This is a genomic window from Vibrio sp. V43_P6S15P86 (genome assembly GCF_009904725.1).
In the GTDB taxonomy this organism is placed as follows: Bacteria; Pseudomonadota; Gammaproteobacteria; order Enterobacterales; family Vibrionaceae; genus Vibrio; species Vibrio diabolicus.
Window position 1 is genome coordinate 1 of the sequence record NZ_WXWT01000237.1, and the last position, 10,274, is coordinate 10,274.

9 protein-coding genes are annotated in these 10,274 nt (G+C 42.9%); 7 read left to right on the forward strand and 2 right to left on the reverse strand.

Features of this window, described 5'->3' with window-relative positions:
- Positions 1–512 precede the first annotated feature (512 nt).
- From rlmKL to rmf, 5 genes are all read left to right on the forward strand, one after another.
- Complete coding sequence (rlmKL, locus tag CAG69_RS10515) at positions 513–2,633, forward strand: bifunctional 23S rRNA (guanine(2069)-N(7))-methyltransferase RlmK/23S rRNA (guanine(2445)-N(2))-methyltransferase RlmL (RefSeq protein WP_161444113.1); 2,121 nt, start codon at positions 513–515, stop codon at positions 2,631–2,633.
- Positions 2,634–2,654: 21 nt separating this feature from the next.
- The gene (locus CAG69_RS10520; RefSeq protein ID WP_074190119.1) at positions 2,655–2,897 is read left to right on the forward strand and encodes a glutaredoxin family protein; all 243 of its coding nucleotides are present in this window, start codon (positions 2,655–2,657) and stop codon (positions 2,895–2,897) included.
- A complete protein-coding gene (locus tag CAG69_RS10525; RefSeq protein ID WP_006743219.1) occupies positions 2,875–4,794 on the forward strand; it encodes an ABC transporter ATP-binding protein in 1,920 nt (639 codons plus the stop codon). Before CAG69_RS10520 ends, CAG69_RS10525 begins: the two co-directional genes overlap by 23 nt.
- A gap of 7 nt (positions 4,795–4,801) precedes the next feature.
- Complete coding sequence (locus CAG69_RS10530; protein ID WP_161444115.1) at positions 4,802–6,535, forward strand: DUF3466 family protein; 1,734 nt, start codon at positions 4,802–4,804, stop codon at positions 6,533–6,535.
- A gap of 181 nt (positions 6,536–6,716) precedes the next feature.
- Positions 6,717–6,890 carry a ribosome modulation factor gene (gene rmf / locus CAG69_RS10535; protein WP_005377453.1) on the forward strand — a complete coding sequence of 58 codons (174 nt, stop codon included), beginning with the start codon at positions 6,717–6,719 and terminating at the stop codon, positions 6,888–6,890.
- A 120-nt stretch (positions 6,891–7,010) separates the two neighbouring features.
- On the opposite strand, the gene fabA is transcribed toward rmf, so the two are convergent.
- Both fabA and CAG69_RS10545 read right to left on the reverse strand, forming a co-directional pair.
- On the reverse strand, positions 7,011–7,529 hold the full coding sequence (gene fabA / locus CAG69_RS10540; protein ID WP_005396499.1) for a bifunctional 3-hydroxydecanoyl-ACP dehydratase/trans-2-decenoyl-ACP isomerase: 519 nt from the start codon (positions 7,527–7,529) through the stop codon (positions 7,011–7,013).
- A gap of 70 nt (positions 7,530–7,599) precedes the next feature.
- Positions 7,600–9,240 (reverse strand): S16 family serine protease, encoded by a 1,641-nt coding sequence (locus tag CAG69_RS10545; RefSeq protein ID WP_161444117.1) that lies wholly within the window; start codon positions 9,238–9,240, stop codon positions 7,600–7,602.
- Positions 9,241–9,450: 210 nt separating this feature from the next.
- On the opposite strand from CAG69_RS10545, the gene matP reads away from it, so the two are divergent.
- Together matP and CAG69_RS10555 are read left to right on the forward strand one after the other, a co-directional pair.
- Entirely contained in the window at positions 9,451–9,900 is a 450-nt protein-coding gene (gene matP, locus CAG69_RS10550) for a macrodomain Ter protein MatP (RefSeq protein WP_053807434.1), read from the forward strand.
- Positions 9,901–9,915: 15 nt separating this feature from the next.
- Positions 9,916–10,227, forward strand: a complete 312-nt coding sequence (locus tag CAG69_RS10555; protein WP_005396496.1) for a DUF3634 family protein — start codon at positions 9,916–9,918, stop codon at positions 10,225–10,227.
- Positions 10,228–10,274 lie beyond the last annotated feature (47 nt).

Genomic DNA, 10,274 nt, shown 5'->3' on the forward strand with positions numbered 1-10,274 from the left:
CCCCTATGGCAATGGTGGGGTAAACCTGTTTAATTTTTTCTTTATTTCGTTCCTTTGTTTGCATTAGTCGACCTCGTTAGGTCGATTTTTTTTTGTCCTTTCCTTTGATACTAGAGCCCCATCAGCCATGAAACTGTATGTTTTCTATGCATGCAAACATGAAGCTGGTCACTTTTATTTTACTTATTTCAATCTGATGACTCCCTTAACTAGGCAACCTAGCGCTTAAAATAACCCCATTTATTCCCCCATAAGGCAAAAATGTAAGTAACTTACATCAATAATCATTGCCTGGTATATACCAAAATCAATGTAAATAAGTATTCACTTCTTTCCAAGGGAACAAAATTTCGTTCGTGAATAAAAAACACTCAAATTGAAGATGTTGAAAGTTTCAGATCATTTTGTTGGTGATGATTTGAACTAACAGGTGGGGAAATTCCTTTAAAAACGAGGCATTGATCGTAAAGTCAGGTATAATTGAAGCCATTTTTTATCAGCGAAAGAACACTATGAATCAATATCTCGCGGTAACTTCAAATGGCATGGAAAATTTGCTTGTTGAAGAACTGACTAAACTAGGCATTGAAAATGCGAAACCAGTACAGGCAGGCGTAAAATTTAAAGCGACAAACGAACAGGTTTATCGCTGTTGTTTGTGGAGCCGTTTAGCGTCTCGATTTGTACGTGTTTTATCTGAGTTCACGTGTAACAACGACATGGACTTGTATTTATCTACATCTGCTATTAACTGGGTTAACCAATTTCATAGCTCTAAACGTTTTGTTGTGGACTTTAACGGCACAAACCGTGAGATCAGAAATAGCCAGTACGGTGCGATGAAAGTCAAAGATGGCATCGTAGATTGCTTTGAAAATAAAGGATTGCCGCGTCCCAACATCAGTAAAGAACGCCCAGATGTTCGTATCCACGTTCGTTTGCATAAAGATAAAGCGTTGCTTGGGATCGATATGGTAGGCAGTGGTTTGCATCAACGTGGCTACCGACCAGAATCGGGTCGTGCCCCGTTACGTGAAACGCTTGCTTCTGCGATTATCATGCGTTGTGGCTGGGATGGGCATCAACCATTACTCGATCCAATGTGCGGTTCAGGTACTTTGCTTATTGAAGCTGCGATGATGGCTGCCAACATGGCTCCTGGCGTTAAGCGAAAGCAATGGGGTTTCGAAGTGTTGGAAGACTTTGAACCAGAGACTTGGGCAGAGATTAAATCAGAGGCTAATGTTCAAGCTAGACGAGGTGTCAAGAAAGTTGACGCTAAGTTTTTTGGATTCGATAACGACCTCAAAGTATTAAAAGTTGCTCAAGAAAACGCGCGCAGAGCAGGCGTTGAAGAATTGATTGAGTTTGCACAAGGTGATGCAGCAACCATTACTCGTCCTGCAGGATTCGAACACGGTGTTATCGTTTCAAACCCACCTTACGGTGAACGTCTAGGAACTGAGCCGGGGCTAATTGCGCTCTACACCGCATTTGGTGGACAGCTAAAATCTGAGTTTGGTGGATGTAAAGCCTCTATCTTCTCGAGTTCAGACGAGCTTCTGAGCTGTCTTCGTATGCGTGCTGATAAACAGTTTAAATTGAATAATGGTGCGTTACCTTGTCACCAAAAGAACTACAGTATTGCAGAGCGCAGTGCTGATGAAGTGAAGGGGGCTGATACTAATGTTCAAATCGCACCAGACTTTTCAAATCGTTTAAAGAAAAACATTGGCAAGATTGGCAAGTGGGCGCGTAAAGAGAAACTAGACTGCTATCGTATCTACGATGCAGACCTTCCAGAATACAACGTAGCGATCGACGTATACGGCGATCAAATTGTGATTCAAGAGTACGCAGCACCTAAGAACATCCCTGAAGAAAAAGCCAAGCGTCGTCTAACGGACATTATCCGTGCGACGATTCAGGTGACTGGTGTCGAAGCGAACAAAGTTGTACTGAAAGTTCGTGAGAAGCAGAAAGGTCGAAGCCAGTACCAAAAATTAGGTCAGGTATCAGAGACGCTTGAAGTAAACGAGTACGGTGTGAAGCTGATCGTAAACCTTCATGACTACCTAGACACTGGCTTGTTCTTGGATCATAAGATCACTCGTCGTCGCTTAGGTGAAATGGCGCAAGGTAAAGATTTCTTAAACTTGTTTGCATATACTGGGAGTGCGACGGTTCACGCAGCGGTTGGTGGCGCTCGTTCCACAACGACTATTGATATGTCAAATACCTACTTGAACTGGGCGAAAGACAATATGCAGCTTAACGGTTGTGTAGGACGTCAGCATCGCTATGAACAAGCAGACTGTTTGCAATGGCTAGAAAACGCGAAAGGTGAGTACGACTTGATCTTTATTGATCCACCTACGTTCTCTAACTCTAAGCGTATGGAAACATCATTCGATGTACAACGTGACCACATTAAACTGATGAAGAATCTTAAACGTTTACTAAGAAGTGGAGGCACTATCGTATTCTCTAATAACAAGCGCCACTTCAAGATGGATGAAGAGTCGCTGGCCGAACTTGGTTTGAAGGCTCAGAATATTTCTTCTCAAACGTTACCATTAGATTTTGCGCGTAATAAACAGATTCATAACTGTTGGTTAGTAACGCACGCGTAGTATAAACAAAAGGATTAATACGTGCTGATATTGTATAGCACGGAGGGATGCCATCTTTGTGAGATGGCATTTGCTCTAGTAGACCAAATTGGTTTGGCCGAGCAAACAGATATCATTGATATTGCGTTCGATGATGCACTGTTTTCTCGTTACGGCGTCACAATACCCGTATTAAAGTATCAAGATTCTGAGTTGAACTGGCCGTTTGACTTAGAACAACTCACACATTGGTTGGATAATAATGGCATTACTTACCATTCATAACGCACAACTTGCATTTGGTGACCACCCATTACTGGACAAAGCGGAGTTCGCTCTTCAAGAAAACGAACGCGTTTGTTTAGTGGGTCGCAACGGAGCAGGTAAGTCCACGTTAATGAAAGTGCTTGCCGGCGACATTTTGTTGGACGACGGCAAGATTCAAATCACTCAAGACGTCGTTGTTTCTCGACTTGAACAAGATCCACCGCGTAATCAAGAGGGTACGGTTTACGAATACGTATCTGGCGGTTTGGCTGAAATCGGCGAACAACTGAAGATCTATCACGATCTTCTCGATCTTGTTGCTCAAGACCCGAGTGAGAAAAACATCAACCGTTTAGCCAAGGTTCAAGAGCAGCTTGACCATTCTAATGCTTGGCGCTTTGATGACCGTGTTAAGAACGTACTTGGTGCTTTAAAACTAAGCCCAGAAACTAAACTGACCGATTTATCCGGTGGCTGGCAGCGTAAAGCTGCTTTAGCTCGCGCGCTGGTTTGTGACCCTGACGTATTACTTCTTGATGAGCCAACAAACCATCTTGATGTAACAACTATCGAATGGTTAGAGAACTTCTTAAAAGACTTCAAAGGCTCGATCATCTTTATTTCTCACGACCGTGCGTTCATCAAATCAATGGCAACACGCATTGTTGATTTAGATCGCGGGCAATTAGCTTCTTTCCCTGGTGACTACGACAACTACCTAGAAGAAAAAGAAGAGATGCTCCGCGTTGAAGAAATGCAGAATGCTGAATTCGACAAAAAGCTTGCTCAAGAGGAAGTTTGGATTCGGCAGGGCATTAAAGCACGCCGAACTCGAAATGAAGGTCGTGTACGCGCATTGAAGAAACTTCGTGAAGAGCGTCGCGATCGCCGGGATGTCCAAGGCAAAGTTAACCTTAATATCGATGATGCTTCACGTTCAGGGAAAATTGTATTTGAAGCAGAAAACATATCTTTTGCTTACGAAGGCAAGACAATCGTCGACAACTTTAGCTTTAACATTATGCGCGGTGACCGTATTGCACTTATTGGACCAAATGGCTGCGGTAAGAGTACGGTACTTAAATTGCTATTAGGGCAATTGGAAGCGCAGTCTGGTCGTTTACACTGCGGAACAAAATTAGAAGTCGCGTACTTTGATCAGTACCGAGAGATTTTGGATCCAGAAAAGACAGTGATCGATAACTTAGCGGATGGGAAACAAGAAGTAATGGTTGGGGGACGTCAGCGTCATGCGCTGAGTTATCTTCAAGACTTCTTATTTGCACCTAAGCGCGCAAGGACTCCGGTTAAGGCACTCTCTGGTGGTGAGAAAAACCGATTACTGCTAGCTCGTATCTTGTTGAAACCAAACAACTTACTTATTCTTGATGAACCAACCAACGATTTGGATATCGAAACGTTGGAACTTTTAGAAGAAATGCTTGCCAACTATCAGGGCACGTTGCTTTTAGTTAGCCACGACCGAGAGTTTGTTGATAATACCGTTACCACAAGCTGGATCTTCGAAGGAAACGGAGTGATTGAAGAGTTTGTTGGTGGTTATCACGACGCAAGACAGCAGCGTGAACAGGTATTGGCGGTTCGTCAAGCGGTTGAAAAGCCAGCGAAAAAAGAGAAAGTGGTTGAGGAAACTCCCAAAACAACTCAGCCTAAGAACAACTCGAAGAAGTTATCGTATAAGCTGCAAAGAGAATTAGAAGCTCTACCAGCTAAACTAGAACAATTAGAGTCGGATATCGAGGGCCTTCAGGAGCAAGTGAACGATCCAGAGTTCTTTGCTAAACCTGTAGAGCAAACTCAGCCGGTATTGGAACAGCTTGCTGCACTAGAGCAGGAGTTGGAAATCGCATTCGAGAGATGGGAAGAACTCGAAGCAATGCAACAGGATAGTTAAGAATTCAATGAATTGTAGTAATAAATTCAAATTGACCGCCATTGCGATGATGGTTGGTACCACAATGAACGCACAGGCGGCATTGTATCAAGTGGTTGAGGTTTCACCTCAAGATCATGGTTCAAACGGTGACTACCAAACGGCTTACGGCGTTGCAATTCAGCAAGGTGATGCGGGTACAGATCCTTCAACAGGTTCCCCTTTCGCTTTGGGCTGTTTTGATGCGGCAGCAAACTGTACACCAGACCAATTTAAGCTTGCGATGGAAACTCGCACAACACCTATTTCAGCAACACAAGCCGTGGATGGAAATAGCTATCGTGAGGAAATTCCATTTGGATTGGATGCGGGCTTTTATTACATCCAAGAACTCAAAGATTTTGAACGTTACTGTTATAACCAGCTTCGCTATTCGACTTGTGACTCTTGGGCTTCTGTAAACTGGACCCCATGGAACAAAGAGCGTAGTAAAGACTTTACTTCTAATGCGTTAGCATTTGTAGAAGGCGATTCTGCTGCTTATAAAAATGAATATAACAATGTTATCAATCAGCTTACCGAAGATGGTGCCGCTGTCGGTAATCAAAGTAAAGTCAACAGTGAAAACAAGTCGACACTGGAAACAAGAAATACCGTCGTAGCACCTATTGAACCAAATTTTGTTACAGGTGATAACGACGCAAGCGTTGTGCAAAGCCACGCTTGGAAAACCGATGGCACTTTTACCGTTGGTAGTGTATCTCGAACAGCAAGCAATACCAATGGCGCTCACCACACATCGAAAGCAGCTATTTGGGATCAAAGTGGAACCGTCAGTGAGTTGGCTTGGCCAAGTGGCACATCTAAAGATGGAGAAAGACTGGCTCAAGGAAGCATGCGTGACCTTGTCACAGATGGAACAACAGTTTACGGCGTGGGTTACAACACATACAGTGATGATAACTATCTGAATGCTACTGTTTTTGTCGGAACCCTAGAGGCAGAAGGTAGCGTTGAAAACGCAACTTGGAAAAACAAAGTTGTTGTAGGAGCTAGACAGCGTGAAGGTGATGATACGGTTCATACAAACTCACGATTAACCGATGTTAACTCAAATTTTGTTGCTATTGGTGAAGCAAAACGTTCCGGCGGATATCTAATGCCAACGGGCTCTGCTCCAAATCGTCTCTTTATCGTAAATGATGTTCGTAAGGATTCTATTAACGCTTTTTACCCAACTACAGGTATTTTCTTTAGCGGTGCGGGCGGTAAGATGGGCGGGATCAACTCTTACAATGAAATTGTCGGACAGCTCGATGCGGAAACGACACGTGAAGACGATGGTAAGCCACGTCGTAAGCGCGGTTTTATCTACCCATATAGTGTAGGTGGTGAGACTAGTGAACGTGCTTCAACACTATTTAATGGAAAAGCTTGGTTCCTAGATAGTTTGACTAATGGCGGTGACTACTCTGAACAAAACAACCAGTTCCGTATTCTTGACGCAACCGATATCAACGATGCAGGTGTGATTTCTGGTACCGCGATGAAATGTGCTGGCGGTTACAGTACAACAGCAAACAATGCGACATGTAGTTCTGATGAGCAAATCGTAGCCGTAAAATTGGTGCCTATTGCAGGTGCGACTGAGAAGGACATTGTGTCTCGAAGCGTTGACTCAACGACAACAGAGCGTCAAGGTGCAGGCCTTGGTTGGTTAGCTTTGACCATGCTTGGATTGTTTGGGTTCCGTAGAAAATAGTCAAAAATCGTCAGTAATTTTTAAATCAAGCAGAGGCTCACACATTTGAGCCTCTGCTTTTTTTATGCCTTGAGAAATCACTCAACTTGATCGATTCTTATAAGTGGAGTCATAAAAACTCCATCAAAGTTTCACAATAACAGCTGTACGTTAGTAAATGGACCTGTATGAGGAATTAACTATGAAGAGACAAAAGCGTGATCGCCTAGAACGAGCTCAATCTCAAGGCTATAAAGCAGGGTTGAATGGAAGGTCTCAAGAGGCTTGCCCATATCAACAAGTTGATGCTCGGTCGTATTGGTTAGGTGGTTGGCGTGATGCCAGAGATGAAAGACAATCTGGTCTCTACAAATAAACTCTCCACATACAAAAAGAAGGATTCGAAAGGGCTCTACGGAGCCTTTTCTACATTTATAGACTAGGCAAACAAAAAGGCCCCTAAATAGGAGCCTTTATAAATCGATTAAAGTCGTGATTAGAAGTTTGAAGTGTCTTGGAACAAACCAACTTTCAAATCTTTCGCAACGTAGATTTCTTTGCCATCTACGCATACACGACCGTCAGCCAAACCCATTACCAGTTTACGGTTTACGACGCGTTTCATATGGATTTCGTAGGTTACTTTTTTCGCCGTCGGTAAGATTTGGCCTGTAAACTTCACTTCACCAACACCTAGAGCGCGACCTTTACCTTTACCGCCAACCCAGCCAAGGAAGAAGCCAACAAGTTGCCACATCGCGTCAAGGCCAAGACAGCCAGGCATTACTGGATCACCAGGGAAGTGGCAATCAAAGAACCACAAATCTGGAGTAATATCCAATTCCGCCAAGATCAAACCTTTACCAAAATCGCCCTCTGTCTCAGACATTTTAGTAATACGATCCATCATTAGCATGTTTGGCGCAGGAAGCTGAGGGTAACCAGGCCCAAACAGTTCCCCTTGGCTAGAAGCAAGTAGATCGTCACGGTTATAAGAATCACGTTTGTTTTGCATTATCAATTACTCCAATTTTTGATAGCTGCATCTTAGTGAACACGTGTACGCTAAACAACTCCGATCAGTACTAGACAAACCAGTTTTTGATGCGCTGCACAATTCCTTCTGGATGCTCATGTCTTTCAAAGTTTTCAATACGTTCCGCTATTTTGCCAATAATGCTCTCGTCTTCGCCTCTAAAAGGTTTATTCATAACAATCGGAATAGCTTCATCTACCGTAGAGACGGACCAAATATGGAACTCACCATTTTTAATGCTTTCTATTACATCTTTATGTAATGCAAGGTGTTTAAGGTTTGATTTCGGCATGACAACGCCTTGATTTCCCGTAAAACCCTGATGTTTACAAACCTGATAAAAACCTTCAATTTTCTCATTCAAGCCACCGACTGCTTGCACTCGACCAAACTGATCGACGGCTCCTGTAACCGCAACTTGTTGATTAATTGGAGATTCAGATAACGCACTCACCAAGCAACAAAGTTCTGCGAGAGATGCGCTGTCACCGTCAACTTCACTATAAGACTGTTCAAATACGATCGAGGCAGAGTAAGGCAGAGGTTCATCTAATTTTAGAGCAGAGCTTAAGAAAGCTTGCATAATCATCATGCCTTTCGCATGTAGATTGCCGCCAAGTTCAGCTTTGCGCTCAACATCGGAAACATCGCCATCACCAAAGTGAATTACACACGATATTCTGGCAGGCTCACCATAGCTGACAGGGTGTCCAGCCATATCGATGACGGTTAGGCCATTGATTTGACCAACTTGCTTCCCAGTTGTCTCAATAATGACTTGGCCATCTAAAATATCGTACACGGCACGCTGAGGAAGATAGGACTCGCGGTAATACTTGTCGTCAATCGCTTTATCTAATGACTCGTAATCTAATGTTTGGCCATCACTGAACTGGCTGGCAAGTGTTAGAAGTTGAGCATGCCACATTACACCTAACGGCAAATAATGTTGATCTTCAGTAAATCTCATACCAGCTAGCAATAGTCTTCTAAAGCCACATTCCGTTAAGTGAGGCAGCTGATATTGAGAACATATCCAGTTCACCAAACCAAAGTAATCTGTCAAATTCTGCTCTGACAAATGAATATCTTCTTCAACTTCGGTATACATGGCAAAGCCTGAACAAAAGTCCTCGTCGATATATTCTAGCTCTGCTAACTGACTTCTTTCCCCAGTTACAATTAGTTTTACATCATAAGCTTTAGATGGCGGTACTGAAGTAGGTAAGCGAGTAGGGCTTAGGTTCAGTGGCTCGATAAGGTTTTGTTGAATTGCAGACTTTATATTCGGCCAAAGTCCCGGGTTAGCCAGAATGAGATTAGCAGGTACAATCAAATAACCGTCGTCAGCTTGTGAAATCAAGCCAGGTTGGAAGGCAATATCACCACTTACATCAACACTGTAACGGTCAAATAAACGTTTGGCATCAAGTGATTCCGACAAAACAATCGCAGCGTTAGAATGACTCTGAAGAGCTTTACTGATGAACTCTCTATAGACAGAATTATCGACGCAGTTAATGAGTAGCACGCGTGTCAATCCCGACATTTTGGAAAAGCGAGATATCGTTGCCGACATCCTCGGTTGAAGATCAGTAAAAGACTTCTTTGGTAACGAAGGTGCAGACTTTAAAAGTGCTTCGTACTGCTCAAGTGAAGGTGTTACGTCTTGCCAATTAAGTTGGTTCATTAAAATTCATCGTAATTCAATCTTGCCGACATTATAACGAAATGGACTATAACACCCTAGCACCAATTTGGTTCGCTCACGGCATTCAACACTCAATGAACAATACTTAGACAAATGAGTGATCAACATCGATACTTCTAAGAGTTTTATTTGCCCAAGTAAATTATCTGGGTTACGCTGTCACTAGGTTATGTTTATGGGTCAGAATAAATGAAATATCAGCAGCTTGAGAATCTAGAGTGTGGGTGGAAATGGAAGTATCTCATCAAGAAATGGAAAGATGGTGAAGCGATTACCCGACATATTGATACAAGTGAAGCAGATGCCGCGGTTGCAGAGCTAAAACGCCTTGAACACGAACCTACGCTTGTATTAGCTTGGATAGAAAACCACATGTCAGAAGAGTTGGACAACAAACTCAAGCAGGCTATCCGAGCGAAAAGGAAGCGTCATTTCAATGCAGAGCAAGTCCATACAAAGAAAAAGTCCATTGACTTAGATTATCGAGTTTGGGAAAAGCTTTCTAGCAGAGCAACCGAGCTCGGTTGTACATTATCTGACGCAATTGAATATCTACTTTCTGAAGCATCGAGAAGTGAAAAAGCGAGTCAAAAAGTTACCTCGATCAAAGAGGATTTGAGTAAATTGCTATCTAGCTAGGATAGGGAGTGCCAAATGTTATATGTAATCTTAATTGCTGCCATCGTAATCTTTTGGTTGATCGCAGTTGATAGACCAGTGCTAAAAGTAAAGTTTGATAACGGCCATATCAGTAACGTAAAAGGGCATCTACCACCTTCTTTCAAACATAACTTACAAGATATTAGTGAACACAATCCGTTTAGTGGTGAAATGAAGGTATATAGCCAACGAACCGGCATGCGTTTGAGCTTCTCCAAGGACGTTCCCAAAAAAATCCAACAGCGGATTCGCAACGTTTTTCCGCATCAAGGTTTCAAAGCGAGCAAAGGCAAGAAGCGAGCTTAATTACATATCAGTTACTTAATCGTGTTAAATGGGACGCAATATAGCGT

What these genes read in the sequence shown, in the direction of transcription:
- rmf (WP_005377453.1), top strand. Translation starts at nt 6,717, where the DNA reads ATGAAGAGACAAAAGCGTGATCGCCTAGAACGAGCTCAATCTCAAGGC.
- CAG69_RS10525 (WP_006743219.1), top strand. Translation starts at nt 2,875, where the DNA reads ATGGCATTACTTACCATTCATAACGCACAACTTGCATTTGGTGACCAC.
- CAG69_RS10555 (WP_005396496.1), top strand. Translation starts at nt 9,916, where the DNA reads ATGTTATATGTAATCTTAATTGCTGCCATCGTAATCTTTTGGTTGATC.
- fabA (WP_005396499.1), bottom strand. Translation starts at nt 7,529, where the DNA reads ATGCAAAACAAACGTGATTCTTATAACCGTGACGATCTACTTGCTTCT.
- CAG69_RS10545 (WP_161444117.1), bottom strand. Translation starts at nt 9,240, where the DNA reads ATGAACCAACTTAATTGGCAAGACGTAACACCTTCACTTGAGCAGTAC.
- CAG69_RS10530 (WP_161444115.1), top strand. Translation starts at nt 4,802, where the DNA reads ATGAATTGTAGTAATAAATTCAAATTGACCGCCATTGCGATGATGGTT.
- matP (WP_053807434.1), top strand. Translation starts at nt 9,451, where the DNA reads ATGAAATATCAGCAGCTTGAGAATCTAGAGTGTGGGTGGAAATGGAAG.
- rlmKL (WP_161444113.1), top strand. Translation starts at nt 513, where the DNA reads ATGAATCAATATCTCGCGGTAACTTCAAATGGCATGGAAAATTTGCTT.